Here is a 15,831-nt window from a genome sequence, read left to right as displayed (position 1 = left end):
AATGACCGCATGAGTATTCAAGTTAAAAATATTGAAAAAAATTTTGGTGCATTCCATGCACTTAAAGACATCTCCCTCGATTTTCCAGATGGCCAACTGGTGGCGCTGCTTGGGCCTTCAGGCTGTGGTAAAACCACCTTGTTGCGTATTATTGCAGGATTAGAGTCGGCAGATCGTGGGCAAGTGATATTAGAGGGTCAGGATGCAACCGATGTGCATGTGCGCGAACGTCAAGTTGGATTCGTTTTCCAACACTATGCCCTATTCCGCCACATGACCGTATTTGACAATATCGCATTTGGTTTACGGGTACGTCCACGTGCAACCCGACCTTCAGAAGCCGAGATTAAAAAGCGTGTTATGCGTTTACTCGACTTGGTACAGTTAAGCTTTTTAGCAGACCGTTATCCTGCACAATTATCGGGTGGACAACGTCAACGTATTGCTTTGGCACGTGCCTTAGCGGTAGAACCACGCGTATTGTTATTGGATGAACCTTTTGGTGCGCTTGATGCCAAAGTGCGTAAAGAATTACGTCGTTGGTTAAGAACTTTGCATGATGAATTACACATCACTTCAATTTTCGTGACCCACGATCAGGAAGAAGCACTCGAAGTTGCCGATCAAATTATTGTCATGAACAAAGGTAATGTCGAACAAATTGGTTCACCGCGTGAAGTGTATGAACAGCCTGCAACTCCGTTTGTATTTGACTTCTTAGGTCAAGCCAACCGTTTTGAAGGACAACATCATCAAGGGGTTGTGCAAATTGGTGAAGATCGCGTACAACTTCTCAATCAACCGAATGCACCACAAGGCAAAGTGATTGCATTTGCGCGTCCAGATGAGTTGCATATTCATGCCCAACCACAGGAAAATACCATTCAAGCGACCTTCTTACGTGAGGTTTGGATTGCTGGTAAAGTAGTTGCAGAATTGCAAGATCACCAAGGGAATTTAATTGAAATTGCACTCACTGCAGATGAAGCGAAACTGCACCAATTCCGCCCAAATCAAACGGTTTGGTTAAGTGTAACCACTTTACATTTATTTGAAAATCAAGTCGCATAAGGACATCAAGATGGAGCCTAACCCGCTCCATCCTTTTTAGGGTTGCACCACTATGAACTTCCAACAACTTAGAATTATTAGAGAAACCGTTCGGCAAAACTTTAATTTAACCGAAGCGTCTGCGGCACTATACACTTCTCAATCGGGCGTGAGTAAGCACATTAAAGACCTTGAAGATGAGCTTGGTGTGCAGCTTTTTGTGCGCAAAGGCAAACGTCTACTAGGTTTAACCGAGCCAGGACAAGCTTTGCTGAGTATTGTCGAACGCATGTTGGTTGATGCAGATAACATTAAACGCCTTGCCGATGACTTTAATAAAGTCGATGAAGGCACGCTCACCATTGCGACTACACATACCCAAGCGCGTTATGTGCTACCGCCTATTGTGAATTTGTTTAAAAAAGAATTTCCCAAAGTACATTTGATTTTGCAACAGGCCAGCCCTGTCGAAATTTCAGAAATGCTACTTCAGGGTGAAGCCGATATTGGCATTGCAACGGAGTCTTTAACCACAGAAGACAACTTGGCCAGCGTACCTTACTATAACTGGCAGCACAGCATTATCACCCCGCAAGATCATCCTTTAGCGAGTAAAACTGACATTCAGCTGACCGATTTAGCAGACTACCCAATTATTACGTATCACGGTGGTTTTACGGGTCGCTCTAAAATTGACAAGGCTTTTACCGATGCAGGAATTGATGTCAATATCGTCATGTCTGCACTTGATGCCGATGTTATTAAGACCTATGTTGAATTGGGCATGGGCGTAGGCGTGGTAAACAATGTGGCATACGATGCAGAACGCGATTACCGTCTAAAACAAATCCAGACCGATATTTTTGGGGTAAACACCACATGGATTGCGGTTCGCAAAGGACATTTACTACGTGGCTATGGCTATGAGTTTATTTCTTTATGTGCACCAAATGCCGATATTAAAGCTTTAAAACGTATCGCCTATCCTGAAGAATAAAACAATAATGCATAAGAGAGCCTAGGCTCTCTTTTAGTTCTCTGGCAAAATTCTTGCTGATCTAAATGCCTAGAAATAATCAAAATAATGATTTTAATTTATCATAAACATGAATAAAATATAATCAACAATAAAAAACGTAATTTGATTTTAAACACAATTGTATAATTTAGACCAAGGACGTAACATGAAATTTCACATTTTTGTTGGATTGCTGTGTGTCCTGCCGCTAGGTTATGCCTCTGCTGCCGCTTTAGAACGTAGCGGTCAATCGGTACATGCATTATTTGAAAAAGGAAATTATGCGGAAGTCGCTTTGCTACACGTGGATACCAATATTTCAGGTCAGGTACAGCATCAACAAAATATTGCCGAATTAGGCGTTCAAGATTTTTCAACAGGCAATTTAGTCAATAATCAACACTTCATCCAAGCTGCATTAAAATTACAACCACATCCACAAATTTCTGTGGCGTTATTATTTGACCAACCTTATTTTGTTGATGTGGATTATCACTATAGTCCTATTCTTTCAGGCGAACCTTTACCTATAGAAAATGCAGATATTAAGTTTGACTCAAGAAATATTACAGCGCTTATTGGCTATCAACCCACACAACATTGGAACCTCTTTACAGGTCTGAGTTACCAGTCATTTTCAGGTGATCTGAAAATTGGTACACAAGTTGACTATACCTTTTTTGATTATCACGTACATTTTCCAAAAGACCATGCGTGGGGTTGGTTGGCAGGTGTAAGCTACCAAATTCCTGAATATGCATTTAATACAGCAATTACCTATCGCTCTAAAATCAAGCACAGTACCAATGCAAGCGAAAGTATTTGGGGATTTCCTTTAGAGATTGCACCACAACAAGCAACTGAAATTCAGACACCTGAATCGGTGAATTTAGATTTTCACACAGGTTTACCTGCACAAAATTTTCTGTATGGATCATTGCGATGGGTCAATTGGCAGGATTTTAAAATTCAACCCACTCAATTTGCAGCAATTCTGCAATCTGAAGGACTAGGTAATCAGTTCAACCTGATTGATTATCAAAAGAATCAATGGTCTACGCGTTTGGGTTTTGCCCATCAATGGTCACCCAAGTGGATCACTGCGGTGGAAGGATTATGGGATTCTGGTGCAGGTAATCCTGCCTCAAGTTTAAACCCTGTAGATGGTTATGTTGGTGTTGGTACGGGCGCAGTTTATCACTTTAACCCCAAAACGTTTATGATTGCAGGTCTGCATTATTTGCACTTTACCAAGCCAGACACGGAACAACCACAGTCATTGATCACTCAAATTTCAAGTTTTTCTTCACTCGAACAACGTGAGGCTTGGGTTTATCACTTGAAATTAGCACATCGCTTTTAAGACACAAAAAACGAGCCGAAGCTCGTTTTTTAAGGTTTAGCTAAAACTAATGGATATTACCAGTGGTAACTTACACCTAGTTTCGCAACTGGCATCCATTCGTATTTGTCATCATTGGCAATTTTTCGCTCTTCACCACGGATAGCATCACTTAATCGATCGCCATTACCGTTGACTTGGTCTGTACCACTCACTTGTTGCAGTGAAACAGTAGGATTACCAGTATAGTATGCACCTACTTCACCAAATACACCGAAGTTCTTGTTGATTTTTGGAGCAAAACCAAAACCTACATATGGTGCAAATTGGTTATCGTATTTTTGCTCACCTTTTATCTGAACATCTGATGTAGCATTAAAGTCAGTATTATTCACAGAGAAATTACGACCCTGAGAAATACGACGCTCTAAACCATATTCATTATCTACGTAGCCTACACCAGCAGCGACATAAACGCCTTGAGCCCATTTACTTGGACTTGCACCCCATGGACGAATTTCAGCGTTCAAATAGGTCAAGTTATTGTCCATGTCTAAGTCATACTTTGAGCCATTGACTGATAAATCATCCGACCAAGAAATATCACCACCGTTATAACCCAGCGCTAAGCCCACATACGGGTTTGCAGTCCAAAGTAAGGCACCGCCATAACCAGTTGTACCTACTTCAGCACGTACACCTGTTGGAATTAATTGGTTACGATCAAACGCATAGCCATCTTTTACCACAGCTGTATCTGCCATTGCAGAACCTGCAACTGCTGCCAATACCGAAGCGGCTAAAATTGTATGTAAAGTTTTCATTGTGTTTCTCCTCAAACTAAAGCTTTTTGAATTTTCATTCGTTCGTTTTTCATGTGAAAACTATAGAGCTTATTGCGCTCAGTATTTATGCAAGATTTGCTAGGTTTATGTTATCTTTTGATACAAATTTATTTTTATTGTTTATTGCAAAGCAATTATTTTCAAAACTTCAACAATTTAGTGCTCAATTTGACTTGTTTTATTTTGCCAAGGATAAACTGCAATCAACTCCAATTTTTATCTATTCCTTACTCAATATAGTGTAAAATCTTGGAAATTTTCTTTCTGGTAAGAACATCGATGTCTCAACTTTCCACAATCATTGAACAAGCATTTGAAGACCGCGCTAATTTCAGCGCTGCAGATTGTCCCACTGAAATTCGTCAGGCAGTTGAACAAGCGATTGCAGGTTTAGATAACGGCACATTGCGCGTTGCTGAAAAAATTAATGGTGAGTGGATCGTTCATCAATGGTTAAAAAAGGCAGTATTATTATCTTTTAAACTCAATGATAACAAGCCAATTGAATCTTGCGATTTGCGTTTCTACGACAAAGTAGACACGAAATTTACAGACTGGACTGACGAGCAATTTAAACAAGCCGGTGTACGTGTAGTACCGCCAGCAGTTGCACGTAAAGGTTCATTCCAAGCTAAAAATGTGGTGTTAATGCCATCTTATGTCAATATTGGCGCTTATGTAGATGAAGGCACCATGGTCGATACTTGGGCAACTGTAGGTTCATGTGCGCAAATTGGTAAAAACGTGCATTTATCGGGTGGTGTAGGCATTGGTGGTGTACTTGAGCCACTTCAAGCAAACCCAACGATTATTGAAGACAACTGCTTCATTGGTGCACGTTCTGAAATTGTTGAAGGCGTGATTGTAGAAGAAGGTTCTGTCATTTCTATGGGCGTTTATATTGGTCAATCGACCAAAATTTATGACCGTGAAACTGGCGAAATCCATTATGGTCGTGTACCTGCAGGTTCAGTGGTCGTTTCTGGTAACCTGCCTTCTAAATGTGGCACTTATAGCTTGTATGCTGCTATCATTGTGAAGAAAGTAGATGCGAAAACCCGTGCAAAAACCAGCTTGAACGACTTATTACGCGAAGACTAAACTTTTTTAGTTTTCCTCATCTCTACGGCCAGCAATGACCGTAGGGATTTTTGTTTTTTATATACTGTGATGAATTTTATGAGTACCCTCCGATCTTCCGCTATTCCTGTTTCTGATCCGTCTGCGGGTTTACGCATTACGGAGATTTTCTATTCATTGCAGGGCGAAGCCAATACATCAGGCTTGCCAACCGTATTTATTCGTTTAACGGGTTGTCCATTGCGTTGTCATTACTGCGATACCACCTATTCTTTTGAAGGTGGCGAACGTCAATCTTTAGATGACATCATCCAAACCACGCTAGATTTTAAAACCCCGTATGTATGTGTAACAGGCGGTGAACCTCTAGCCCAACCGAATGCACTGCCACTCATGCAACGCTTGGCAGATTTAGGTTGTGAAGTGTCTTTGGAAACCAGTGGCGCTTTAGATATTTCTAAAGTGGATAACCGTGTGTCGAAGGTGCTGGATTTAAAAACCCCTGCATCGGGTGAAATGTCACGCAACTTATTATCAAATTTAGATTTTTTAAACCCACATGATCAAATCAAATTTGTGATTTGTAATCATGATGATTATCTTTGGGCGAAGCAGCAGGTTGAGCAGTATCAGTTGCATAAAAAAGTCAATACCGTATGGTTCTCCCCTGCATTTGCTGTCGAAAAAGGTGCTGTCGCCTTGCCACAACTTGCACGTGATTTGGCACAGTGGATTTTAGCCGACCATCTCCCTGTTCGTTTCCAATTGCAATTACATAAATTGCTTTGGAATGATGAAACAGGTCGTTAATTTCTATACGAATACACATTCGTACTGAGGTCAATCATCACAGTTTTGCTCAAGTTCTATCGCAATATTTTAAAATTTGGAGTTCAATTATGCGCCCTCGTGCCATTGTATTGTTATCTGGTGGATTAGACTCAACTACGTGTTTGGCATGGGCACAAGCGCGTTATGAATGTATTGCACTAAGTTTTATGTATGGTCAACGCTCGACCACAGAGCTAGATGCTGCACGTGCCTTGACTAAAAATGCAGGCATTGAGCATCGTGTGATTAATATTGATTTAGGCAACTTGGGCGGTTCTGCCCTGACCGATCACAGCATTGAAGTACCTGATCATGAGCAAGAAGGTATTCCTGTGACTTATGTGCCTGCACGTAATACCATCTTCCTATCTTATGCTTTGGCAGCAGCCGAAGTTTTTGATGCAGAAGCCATTGTGATTGGCATTAATGCGGTAGATTATTCGGGTTATCCTGACTGTCGTCCTGAATTTATTGATGCATTTGCCAATATGGCACGCTTGGCAACCAAAGTTGGCGTAGAAGGCAAACCGTTAAAATTTGAGACACCTTTGTTACATTTATCCAAAGCAAATATTATTCGCTTAGGTATTGAACATGACGTAGACTATAGTCAAACGGTTTCTTGCTACCAAGCAGATGACCAAGGACGTGCTTGTGGTACATGTGACAGCTGTCGCTTACGCAAACAAGGTTTTGCCGATGCCGATGTTGCAGACCCAACGCGTTATATACCGTCATAACAAGGTAAAGTGTATGAAAAATTTAAAATCAAACATTATAGTTTCTGCGATTATGTCTGTTGCTGCATTATTCGCAACAACGACACACGCAAATAATGACAAGTTGCAACAAGCATATAAAAGCACCAATGTAAAAGCAGCTTTAATTAATGTTTGTAAAGAAGAAACTGCAAAAGGCAAAAAACTGACTACAGCTGAAGTAAGCAAATATTGTACTTGTGCAGTAGAAGCAGATGGTAAATTAACCAACGCTCAAAAATGGGAAATTCAAAGCGCAATTAACCAGAAAAAGAGCCCTGCGACTTTAGCTTTTGTACAAAAGCAAAATAAAGATTTGCAAACTTGTTTTGGTCCTCAGCTTACAGGTAAATTAAAAACCTTAACTGAAGAAGCAATGAAAGCTGCTGAGAAAAAATAATTTTTTCTTAACAATTTCAACTAGCCACTTTATGTGGCTAGTTTTTTATGTGCATGATTTTGGAGAAAAATATGAGCACGACAATTCAATTACCAAATCAAGCTTTTCCTGCCACTACAGGTGAAGTAAATTTAACCGAACTTGGTACAGATTGGTTAGTGGTGTATTTTTATCCGAAAGATTCTACCCCTGGCTGCACCACACAAGCTGTCGATTTTACAGCGCTAAAGCCACAATTTGAGGCACTCAATACCACCATCATTGGTATTTCGCGCGACTCGGTCAAAGCCCATCAAAACTTTACCGAAAAACAATCTTTAGGCATCAACTTGATTAGCGATAAAGAAGAAGTATTGTGTCAGTTGTTTGATGTGATTAAAGAAAAAAATATGTATGGCAAAAAAGTTATGGGCATTGAACGCTCTACTTTTATTTTCCATCAAGGTCAATTACTGAAAGAATATCGTAAAGTCAAAGCTGCAGGACATGCCGAGCAAGTGCTTGCGCATTTAACCGCTTTACAGGCTTAATTTTCAGCCTCTAAAAAAACACAATGTTCTGGATGATTGAAAGCTTTTTCAATCATCCTTTTTCATTTAAAAACTGGATTACTCCGTCAAATTACTGCTGTCCTGCTGCTGGTATTTGTCTTGTAATTGACGATAAATTTCCGTGTTTTGAAATGCGGTTAAGAAATCAATTGTGCCTTGCGGGAAAAAATTAGGCTGTATTTCCCCACGATAATAAGCCTCACGTGCAGGCGTAGCAGACATGGCATCTTGCAAGCTGTCTAATTCTACCATCTCCCATTCAGGGAAAAACTTTAAATAATAAGACGAGTCATCTTTAAAATGTCCAATTAAACCAACACGATCTTGCGGTTGAATCAATTCACCGACTAAAGATTTGACTAGTTTTTGCCATTTTTCATCATTGTAGACATCTACGACATGCACAAACTTAATCCGTTCTTGCATCTCAGGTGAAAAGTTAGACAAAATCATCTGCTCACGTTCTTTGGCTAAAAACGGATTTTTTAAATTGCGCTCATTTTGTGCAGAACCTAATGCCAAAATCACATAATGACTACGTGCTAACGCAATTTGAATGGTTTGCAAATGCGCCAAATGAAATGGCTGAAAGCGGCCAATGAAAACCAAATAATCAAACGTATATTGCATAATAAATACGCCAATCCTAATTTTGATAACAACATGATGCTATCTGATACGCGGAAATGTCATCCACAACCTGAGCAAAAACAAGCACTGCTTTGTTTGTAGCGCAAGTCTACAGTGAATATCTTGCAAAATAAGCAGCTTTCGTGGATGACAAATGGTTTTGCCTACTTTTGCCGAATGAGAAATGCATTTCGCAAGGTAGGTCGAACCGAAGGTTAATCCTAAAATAGAATTAATAGACGTTAAGATTCCGCCTTGCTTATTCATTTTTTAAATGAACAACCCCAAATTCTAAATAAATTTCACATTGAATTAGGAACGCAAATCTCATCATTCACTAACTTTTTATGAACTCATGAGTTGTGCCAGCGCTGCGAATTTGCGACATAATGAGCCATAAATTCAAACCAATCAAAGCAAGGATAGTACGATGACACTGAGCTGTATTCAACAACCTCACCCACATTTGAATGCGAATTTAGACAATGGCGTACTGACTTTAGCCATCAACCGACCAGAAGCAAAAAACGCGCTGTATGGTGAATTATATTTGTGGATTGCACAAGCCTTAGATGAAGCAGATCAGTCCAACGCAGTACGTTGTGTGATTTTACGTGGTGCAGATGCAGACTTTAGCGCAGGCAATGACATGCAGGATTTTATGAAGTCTGCCGCACTTAAAGGACAATTACCTGCTGCCGAAGGTCCTCCGTTCATCTTATTAAAATCTGCTGCCAAGTTTTCTAAACCGCTGATTGCAGCTGTACGTGGGGTGGCGATTGGCATTGGTGTCACAATTTTATTGCATGCAGATTTAGTGTATAGCGACAATACTGCCCTATTCCAGATTCCATTTGTGAGCTTGGGCTTATCGCCTGAAGGTGCATCAAGCAAACTTCTAGTAGAACAAGCTGGCTATCACAAAGCGGCTGAACTGTTGTTGACTGCGCAGAAATTCAATAGCGAAACGGCATTATCGGCAAATCTAGTTAATAGTATTGAAACCGATGTCTATGCAACAGCACAACAAAAAGCAGCGCAATTGGCGGCTTTGCCATTGGCTTCACTCAAACAATCTAAAGCCCTGATGAAACATAATGTCGATGAAATCGTGGCGTGGATTGACCATGAAGCAGAAATTTTTATGGAACGTGTCGGTTCAGCAGAAATGATGGAAGCAGTGCAAGCGTTTATGCAAAAACGTAAACCTGATTTCAGCCAATTTAATTAAGTGCTGTTGAACTGAAATGCACTTATACCTATTTCAAGTGTACTAGCCGTTTTTAAAACCACATTCATATTGGCTGAATGTGGTTTTTTCTTTATTCGCCCCCATTTTCTACGATGTGCTGTCAATCATTAAAAATTGAGGAAAATTGTAATGTCTAATCCAAATCCAGCCGATGTTCAAGTTGAAAAAAAAGAACGTTATTTTGAACCTGCACCACAAGATATTGATGTAGAAAACTTTAAAAAAGTCATTCAAAGCCGTCGTTCGGTGCGTAAATTTACCGACAAAGCCATTCCTACTGAAGTGTTGGATGATTGTTTAGATATGGCTTTATTGGCGCCAAACTCATCTAATTTACAACCCTGAACTTTTGTGGTGGTGCAAAACCCTGCCAAGAAAAAACAACTTGTTAAAGCCTGCTTAGGACAGCTTGCTGCCCGTACTGCAGCAGAGCTAATAGTATGTATTGCGCGCACAGACCGCGTTGATGAAATGGCAAAAAAGAATATCAGCGAGTTTCCTTTTCCTGAAGCACCCGCTGCAGTGAAAAAATATTACAAGTTTATTCCTTATAACTACAAGACTGGTTACTTAAATGCAGTAGGTAACTTTAAGAAAGTCGCTTTCAAAATTGCACGTACTTTAGATAAACAATTACCTGTAACGGCATTTAACCCTGCCGATGCCAAACTTTGGGCCAGTAAAACCACAGCACTCGCCTGTGAAAATATGGTCTTGGCCCTTCGAGCACACGGTTTTGATAGCTGTATGATGGAAGGCTTTGATGAGCCGATGGTACGCAAACTCTTAAAACTGAATGATCAACAATTTCCAGTGATGGTGATCGCTGCAGGTGAACGTGCCGAAGATGGTGTCTTTTTCCCGCAATACCGTTTTGACCGTGACCTGTTTATTCAGAAAGTCTAGGGGCTGTTAACATTTCATAAATGGCTTGCGCTGTAGGCTAAAACTGAGCAGATTAGGCATGAAACGCAAGGAATAGCGGGACTATTGCCAAGTTTCATAACGTAATCTCAGAAAGTTTTAGCCACATGAGCAAGAACAAAGCGCTGCTTTGTTTGCTGCGCAAGGGGACGAGCATATTTTTTGCTGCTATTGCGTTATGAGTCAGTCATTTAGAATAACTAAATTTCCTGCCCCATGCCTTATAGCAGCTAAAAAACCTTGCGAGATATATCTCTCACGTCGCAAACATAGATGAAGTGTCAACAGACCCTAATATTTCAACTGTACTTTTAAAACCTAGCCACATTTCGACTCGTGACAAGGCGACAAGGATGTCGCCCGTTAGACTGTGGTACAGGACGTACCATCAGTCTAACAGAGGGCTTTTGTTACTTTTCGCCCGTGAAAAGTAAACTCTATCTACGCAACTTATATTTGCCCCAATCCATATATGAGTGATCGTACAATTCTATTTTTCTTTAAAAATTGGTATTTAAGTCTTTAAAAATTAATATCTAAAAGTTGCATAAACTCAAAGGCAGGCTCTTCGTAAGGATGGCTTGCCTTGAGCGCTTTTGCGACTGCCTGAGCATTTTGCTCAGGTACAATGGTTTCCACGCGCCATTCGGCAACGTGTTCCAAAGCATCTAACTCACCAATAAACGGATTTGCTCCTTTGACAGGCTTAAATTGCCCTGTGCCTAAAACCTGCCATGCACAATGTTCATAATTGCCAATTCCACCTGCACCCGCTGCAAAAACCGCCAGTTTAGTTTCTTCAAGATGAGATTCAGGCACATAGTAAATCAGTTTGAGCATATTTAAACTTCGCTATCCATTTCACAATTAATTAGAAATTAGCATAAAAAATTGGGCATCGTTGCTATTTTGGCAACCTATACGCATCATCCAATCCTCAATTTATACAGTTCCCAAAAAATTTAAAGTACGCTTCGCCACAAACTTATCCCCCATTTTGTATGATTTTAGATTTAAAAAGACAAGCCATGTCGCACGCCCCTAGAGCTTTTGTCATTTTTTTGGCATGATGCAAAACAAGCACATAGTGAATAATGATAAATGACTCAAATGCGTTGGTTAGAACTGCTTTCCACAGTTCGAATTGGTAGTAAAAAACAAAGTACAGAACAGGCGCGCAGCCCTTTTCATAAAGATTATGACCGTATTATTTTTTCGCAAAGTTTTAGACAGCTAAACCGTAAAACCCAAGTCCATCCACTGACTCAACACGATGGCATTCACACTCGCCTAACCCATTCTTTAGAAGTGTCTTGTATTGGACGTTCATTGGGAATGTTGGCTGCAGAAAAAATTAAAGATCACTTGCCTATGTGGATTTCCCCTGCCGATGTCGGTGCGATTATTCAAGCTGCTTGCTTGGCACATGATATTGGTAATCCACCTTTCGGGCATGCAGGCGAATATGCCATTCGTGAATGGTTTGATGATGCTTCACACGGCAATTTCCTCGCCAAACTCAGCGATGAAGAAGAAGCTGATGTCCGTCAGTTTGAAGGCAATGCACAAGGTTTACGTCTACTCACCAAAATTGACTATCATCCAAATGATGGCGGCATGCGTTTAACCTATGCCACTTTAGGCGCTTATTTAAAATATCCATGGCTCTCCAAAACCATTGCCGAACAAGGCAACCGCCCTGCCAATCAACGTGATAAGTTTGGTTGTTACCAAGCCGAAAAAGAAATTCTCAAACAAATTGCAGAACAGCTTGGTCTGATTCAATTGGGCGATTATCACTATTGCCGTCATCCACTGACATATTTATTGGAAGCAGCAGATGATATTTGCTATGCCTTAATTGATTTGGAAGATGGCATTATTTTAAACATGCTCAGCTATGAAGAAGTTGAACCGATCTTTTTAAACTTGATTGGTGACTACGGCATTCCCGCAGAACTGGCGATGGCACGTACCACATGGCAACAAAAAATTGCCGCTTTGCGTGGTCGGGTCATGAAGCGTTTGGTCGATGAAGTCACTACAGCATTTGCCAAACACCATTTGGAAATTCTAATGGGACAGCTCAAAGGCAGTCTTTTACAATATTGCTCGGCAGATATTGAAATTGGTATTAATCGCGCCAAAGACTTAGCCCGTGAGAAAATTTTCGAGCATCCACAAAAGGCAGGGCTGGAAATTATTGCGCATCAAAGTTTACAAAACATTTTGGATGCGTTTATTCCACTCACCACGCCACATAAAACCCTAAGTTTTAAAGAGCAGCGTTTAATGTCAATCTTGCAACGCTCAGGGGCAGATTTTGCGCATAATCACTATGACAATATTATGCAAGTCTTGGATATTATCTCTAAGTTTTCAGATCACCAAGCCTATAACTTATCGCAAGAATTACAAGGCAATAAGGTCGGCTTGCTGTAATGAATAATTTGCATATCAATACTTGTATATAAATAGTAGTAGGATTTAAGCGCAGATTTTGCCTTTTGTGAAAATGCGCTCTACTATGCGAACGGCAACTTATTTTAAATTAATCAGTGAATCACAAATATGATCGGATGTCTTATTGGCGAAGTATTGGCTTTAGAAGCACCAACCGTGTTACTGAATGTGAATGGTATTGGCTATGAAATTGACACGCCGCTCACCACATTTTGCCAATTACAAAAAGGGCAGAAAATTACCCTATGGACGCATTTAGCCGTGCGTGAAGATGCTCAATTGTTATATGGTTTTTTAGAAGCCCAAGAAAAAACCATTTTCCGAACCTTACTCAAAGTCAATGGTGTCGGCCCAAAAATGGCGCTAGGTATTTTATCAACCTTAAGCGTCGAGCTACTGATTCACACCGTAGAACATGAAGATATTAATACCCTGATTAAAGTGCCAGGTGTGGGCAAAAAAACTGCTGAACGTTTAATGATTGAATTACGTGATCGCTTTAAAGCTATGTCTAACGAAGTCAGCAGCAGCAATTCCACTGCGACTCAAATCCATTTTACGGGCAATTCTGCTGTTACCGAAGCCGAAGCCGCTTTACAGTCTTTAGGTTATAAACCTGCCGAAGCACAAAAACTGATTAATGCAGTCAAGGCCGATTTTACCGAAGCCAGTGATATTATCCGTGCAGCATTAAAGTCGATGAATAAATAAAAGATGCCAACAAACCTAGCGTAAGTTCATCTTTCCAATATTGGATACATGACTGGCGACATGGATGTCGCCCGTTGAGTTGGGGTATAGGGATATACCCTCAACTCAACATAAGATTTTTGTTACTTTTGATCTTTCAAAAGTAAAATCATGCCTTCGCAAAGGCATTTAAACGCAACTCATACTTTGAGGCTGTGCATGCAGCATCAAAATGCCCAGCTCAAGAGATTAGTTAACACGATATGCAAGACCGTCTAATCAGTGGTTCTGAAAAACCCGAAGATCAAATTGATCGCGCCATTCGCCCCACTTCACTCGATGACTATATTGGGCAACCTGTAGTGCGTGAACAAATGGAAATTTTCATTGGTGCAGCCCGTGGACGCGCAGAAGCATTGGACCACACCCTGATTTTTGGACCACCAGGTTTAGGCAAAACCACACTCGCCAATATTATTGCCCGTGAAATGGGCGGCAATCTTAAATCCACTTCAGGGCCTGTCTTGGAACGCGCAGGTGATTTAGCCGCCATGCTGACCAATCTTGAAGAAGGCGATGTGTTATTTATTGATGAAATTCATCGTCTTTCACCTGTGATTGAAGAGATTTTGTATCCAGCGATGGAAGATTATCAATTGGATATTATGATTGGTGAAGGGCCTGCAGCACGCTCCATTAAACTGGACTTACCACCATTTACCCTTGTCGCCGCCACCACACGCGCAGGTTTACTCACCTCACCGTTACGTGACCGTTTTGGTATTGTGCAGCGTTTGGAATTTTATTCGGTTGAAGATTTGACCCATATTGTCAAACGCTCGGCGAGTTTAATGGATGTGCCAATGACCGATGCAGGAGCCAATGAAGTCGCTCGTCGTTCACGTGGTACACCACGTATTGCCAACCGATTATTGCGTCGCGTTCGTGACTATGCGCAGGTCAAAGGCACAGGTGAAGTCACGCAAGAGATGGCACAACGTGCGCTAGATATGCTGAATGTCGATAAAGATGGTTTAGATACCTTAGACCGTCGTTATTTATCAATGTTATTAGAGCGTTTTGATGGTGGGCCTGCAGGTGTGGAAGCTTTGGCCGCTGCTATGGCTGAAGACTCTGGCACTTTGGAAGATGTAATTGAACCATACCTAATTCAACAAGGTTATGTAATGCGAACCGCTCGCGGGCGTATTGCCACCAATATGGCGTATTTACAATTTGGGATGACACCGCCAGAGCCAAAAGAAAAATAGCTCAAAGGAAAAAATAGCTTGAAGGGAGCTATCTCCCTTTAAGCTATTAAATATTTAGGTCAATTGGGTCTGTAGATAGACCCTAATTTTCAATAATACGCACATCTTCAACAAGCATTAATTCACACGCGCCCGCCCCTGTATCATGACGGCTTAAAGAACTGCGCCACTGCCACCCATCTGCGGCAGTAACTTCAACCAATTTACCTTTCAAATAAATCAAATCATCTTCATCAATCTGTTTTAACTGTGTCGCAATCGCGGGTGTGGCAGGAATTAAATGCGTATTAGCGCTCAAACTTGCAATCTCTTGCACAGGAATCGGTGGTGCTTGTTCATAACGCCAATGATACCAACGGTTGCTTTGACGAATAGACAACTGTTTATACACTTCAGGCTTGGCCATTTCGCCCCATCCCAAAGCAAAATCGACAGGGCTAAGTTCGGCTTCACGTCCAAAATTATAATTTTCACGTGACAATACCCGAAACTCACCTTCATAGGTTTCCAAAGCTTGAATGGTATAGTCTTTAAATTGATGCACTTGCTGCGATGACTGATAGGTTGTGCTATCCGCAATTCCTCCATCTGGCTGGAACAGCGTCATCCACAACAAATACAATATGGCAATTACCACAAAAAATTTAACTAAACGGCTCATGTGCTGCTCATTGGGGTGGATCATCTGCATGTATCAGGCAGGCAGCTAATTTTAACTTAAAAGCA

General features: G+C 40.9%; 16 protein-coding genes and 1 pseudogene. 13 read left to right on the top strand and 4 right to left on the bottom strand.

What is annotated here, in order from left to right:
• The first annotated feature begins 9 nt into the window (after positions 1-9).
• The 3 genes from C3Y93_RS00165 to C3Y93_RS00155 all read left to right on the top strand — a co-directional run bounded on the left by C3Y93_RS00165 (position 10) and on the right by C3Y93_RS00155 (position 3,431).
• Positions 10-1,071 carry a sulfate/molybdate ABC transporter ATP-binding protein gene (locus tag C3Y93_RS00165; RefSeq protein WP_104851750.1) on the top strand — a complete coding sequence of 354 codons (1,062 nt, stop codon included), beginning with the start codon at positions 10-12 and terminating at the stop codon, positions 1,069-1,071.
• Positions 1,072-1,123: 52 nt separating this feature from the next.
• The gene (locus C3Y93_RS00160; RefSeq protein ID WP_104851749.1) at positions 1,124-2,047 is read left to right on the top strand and encodes a CysB family HTH-type transcriptional regulator; all 924 of its coding nucleotides are present in this window, start codon (positions 1,124-1,126) and stop codon (positions 2,045-2,047) included.
• A 187-nt stretch (positions 2,048-2,234) separates the two neighbouring features.
• The gene (locus C3Y93_RS00155; protein WP_104851748.1) at positions 2,235-3,431 is read left to right on the top strand and encodes an outer membrane protein transport protein; all 1,197 of its coding nucleotides are present in this window, start codon (positions 2,235-2,237) and stop codon (positions 3,429-3,431) included.
• 56 nt (positions 3,432-3,487) lie between these two features.
• Here C3Y93_RS00155 and carO read toward each other — a convergent pair whose 3' ends face one another.
• On the bottom strand, positions 3,488-4,234 hold the full coding sequence (carO, locus tag C3Y93_RS00150) for an ornithine uptake porin CarO (protein ID WP_104851747.1): 747 nt from the start codon (positions 4,232-4,234) through the stop codon (positions 3,488-3,490).
• Positions 4,235-4,534: 300 nt separating this feature from the next.
• On the opposite strand from carO, the gene dapD reads away from it, so the two are divergent.
• From dapD to C3Y93_RS00125, 5 genes are all read left to right on the top strand, one after another.
• A complete protein-coding gene (dapD, locus tag C3Y93_RS00145; protein WP_104851746.1) occupies positions 4,535-5,356 on the top strand; it encodes a 2,3,4,5-tetrahydropyridine-2,6-dicarboxylate N-succinyltransferase in 822 nt (273 codons plus the stop codon).
• A 78-nt stretch (positions 5,357-5,434) separates the two neighbouring features.
• Entirely contained in the window at positions 5,435-6,145 is a 711-nt protein-coding gene (queE, locus tag C3Y93_RS00140) for a 7-carboxy-7-deazaguanine synthase QueE (RefSeq protein ID WP_070154146.1), read from the top strand.
• An 89-nt stretch (positions 6,146-6,234) separates the two neighbouring features.
• A complete protein-coding gene (gene queC / locus C3Y93_RS00135; protein WP_104851745.1) occupies positions 6,235-6,906 on the top strand; it encodes a 7-cyano-7-deazaguanine synthase QueC in 672 nt (223 codons plus the stop codon).
• A gap of 13 nt (positions 6,907-6,919) precedes the next feature.
• A complete protein-coding gene (locus C3Y93_RS00130) occupies positions 6,920-7,324 on the top strand; it encodes a hypothetical protein (RefSeq protein ID WP_004971768.1) in 405 nt (134 codons plus the stop codon).
• A gap of 71 nt (positions 7,325-7,395) precedes the next feature.
• Positions 7,396-7,854: a peroxiredoxin gene (locus C3Y93_RS00125; RefSeq protein ID WP_104851744.1), complete on the top strand. Its 459-nt coding sequence runs from the start codon at positions 7,396-7,398 to the stop codon at positions 7,852-7,854.
• 78 nt (positions 7,855-7,932) lie between these two features.
• Here the strand turns inward: C3Y93_RS00125 and C3Y93_RS00120 are convergent, their stop codons facing one another.
• Positions 7,933-8,505 (bottom strand): nicotinate-nicotinamide nucleotide adenylyltransferase, encoded by a 573-nt coding sequence (locus C3Y93_RS00120; RefSeq protein WP_096901115.1) that lies wholly within the window; start codon positions 8,503-8,505, stop codon positions 7,933-7,935.
• A 430-nt stretch (positions 8,506-8,935) separates the two neighbouring features.
• On the opposite strand from C3Y93_RS00120, the gene C3Y93_RS00115 reads away from it, so the two are divergent.
• Positions 8,936-9,736, top strand: a complete 801-nt coding sequence (locus tag C3Y93_RS00115; protein ID WP_104851743.1) for an enoyl-CoA hydratase-related protein — start codon at positions 8,936-8,938, stop codon at positions 9,734-9,736.
• Positions 9,737-9,886: 150 nt separating this feature from the next.
• Positions 9,887-10,663, top strand: a pseudogene (locus tag C3Y93_RS00110) (nitroreductase family protein).
• A gap of 540 nt (positions 10,664-11,203) precedes the next feature.
• Here the strand turns inward: C3Y93_RS00110 and C3Y93_RS00105 are convergent.
• Positions 11,204-11,521 carry a YqfO family protein gene (locus C3Y93_RS00105; RefSeq protein ID WP_104851742.1) on the bottom strand — a complete coding sequence of 106 codons (318 nt, stop codon included), beginning with the start codon at positions 11,519-11,521 and terminating at the stop codon, positions 11,204-11,206.
• A 261-nt stretch (positions 11,522-11,782) separates the two neighbouring features.
• Here C3Y93_RS00105 and C3Y93_RS00100 point away from each other — a divergent pair, with 261 nt between their 5' ends.
• The 3 genes from C3Y93_RS00100 to ruvB all read left to right on the top strand — a co-directional run bounded on the left by C3Y93_RS00100 (position 11,783) and on the right by ruvB (position 15,105).
• Positions 11,783-13,123, top strand: coding sequence for a deoxyguanosinetriphosphate triphosphohydrolase (locus tag C3Y93_RS00100; protein ID WP_104851741.1), 1,341 nt, complete (start codon positions 11,783-11,785; stop codon positions 13,121-13,123).
• A 129-nt stretch (positions 13,124-13,252) separates the two neighbouring features.
• Positions 13,253-13,855 (top strand): Holliday junction branch migration protein RuvA, encoded by a 603-nt coding sequence (gene ruvA / locus C3Y93_RS00095; RefSeq protein WP_104851740.1) that lies wholly within the window; start codon positions 13,253-13,255, stop codon positions 13,853-13,855.
• 242 nt (positions 13,856-14,097) lie between these two features.
• Positions 14,098-15,105, top strand: coding sequence for a Holliday junction branch migration DNA helicase RuvB (gene ruvB / locus C3Y93_RS00090; protein ID WP_004971787.1), 1,008 nt, complete (start codon positions 14,098-14,100; stop codon positions 15,103-15,105).
• 82 nt (positions 15,106-15,187) lie between these two features.
• Here ruvB and C3Y93_RS00085 read toward each other — a convergent pair whose 3' ends face one another.
• Positions 15,188-15,766 carry a hypothetical protein gene (locus C3Y93_RS00085; protein ID WP_004971789.1) on the bottom strand — a complete coding sequence of 193 codons (579 nt, stop codon included), beginning with the start codon at positions 15,764-15,766 and terminating at the stop codon, positions 15,188-15,190.
• Positions 15,767-15,831: the final 65 nt, after the last annotated feature.

This window comes from Acinetobacter sp. SWBY1, from assembly GCF_002946595.1.
GTDB classification, from domain to species: domain Bacteria; phylum Pseudomonadota; class Gammaproteobacteria; order Pseudomonadales; family Moraxellaceae; genus Acinetobacter; species Acinetobacter towneri.
Note: the sequence above shows the minus strand (reverse complement) of the source record. Positions and strands in the feature narration are given on the sequence as shown.

Bases quoted from the DNA above. Each gene is read 5' to 3' on its own strand.
- carO (WP_104851747.1), bottom strand. From the start codon at position 4,234: ATGAAAACTTTACATACAATTTTAGCCGCTTCGGTATTGGCAGCAGTT.
- C3Y93_RS00155 (WP_104851748.1), top strand. From the start codon at position 2,235: ATGAAATTTCACATTTTTGTTGGATTGCTGTGTGTCCTGCCGCTAGGT.
- ruvA (WP_104851740.1), top strand. From the start codon at position 13,253: ATGATCGGATGTCTTATTGGCGAAGTATTGGCTTTAGAAGCACCAACC.
- ruvB (WP_004971787.1), top strand. From the start codon at position 14,098: ATGCAAGACCGTCTAATCAGTGGTTCTGAAAAACCCGAAGATCAAATT.
- C3Y93_RS00160 (WP_104851749.1), top strand. From the start codon at position 1,124: ATGAACTTCCAACAACTTAGAATTATTAGAGAAACCGTTCGGCAAAAC.
- C3Y93_RS00125 (WP_104851744.1), top strand. From the start codon at position 7,396: ATGAGCACGACAATTCAATTACCAAATCAAGCTTTTCCTGCCACTACA.
- C3Y93_RS00165 (WP_104851750.1), top strand. From the start codon at position 10: ATGAGTATTCAAGTTAAAAATATTGAAAAAAATTTTGGTGCATTCCAT.
- C3Y93_RS00120 (WP_096901115.1), bottom strand. From the start codon at position 8,505: ATGCAATATACGTTTGATTATTTGGTTTTCATTGGCCGCTTTCAGCCA.
- queE (WP_070154146.1), top strand. From the start codon at position 5,435: ATGAGTACCCTCCGATCTTCCGCTATTCCTGTTTCTGATCCGTCTGCG.
- queC (WP_104851745.1), top strand. From the start codon at position 6,235: ATGCGCCCTCGTGCCATTGTATTGTTATCTGGTGGATTAGACTCAACT.
- dapD (WP_104851746.1), top strand. From the start codon at position 4,535: ATGTCTCAACTTTCCACAATCATTGAACAAGCATTTGAAGACCGCGCT.
- C3Y93_RS00085 (WP_004971789.1), bottom strand. From the start codon at position 15,766: ATGAGCCGTTTAGTTAAATTTTTTGTGGTAATTGCCATATTGTATTTG.
- C3Y93_RS00130 (WP_004971768.1), top strand. From the start codon at position 6,920: ATGAAAAATTTAAAATCAAACATTATAGTTTCTGCGATTATGTCTGTT.
- C3Y93_RS00115 (WP_104851743.1), top strand. From the start codon at position 8,936: ATGACACTGAGCTGTATTCAACAACCTCACCCACATTTGAATGCGAAT.
- C3Y93_RS00105 (WP_104851742.1), bottom strand. From the start codon at position 11,521: ATGCTCAAACTGATTTACTATGTGCCTGAATCTCATCTTGAAGAAACT.
- C3Y93_RS00100 (WP_104851741.1), top strand. From the start codon at position 11,783: ATGACTCAAATGCGTTGGTTAGAACTGCTTTCCACAGTTCGAATTGGT.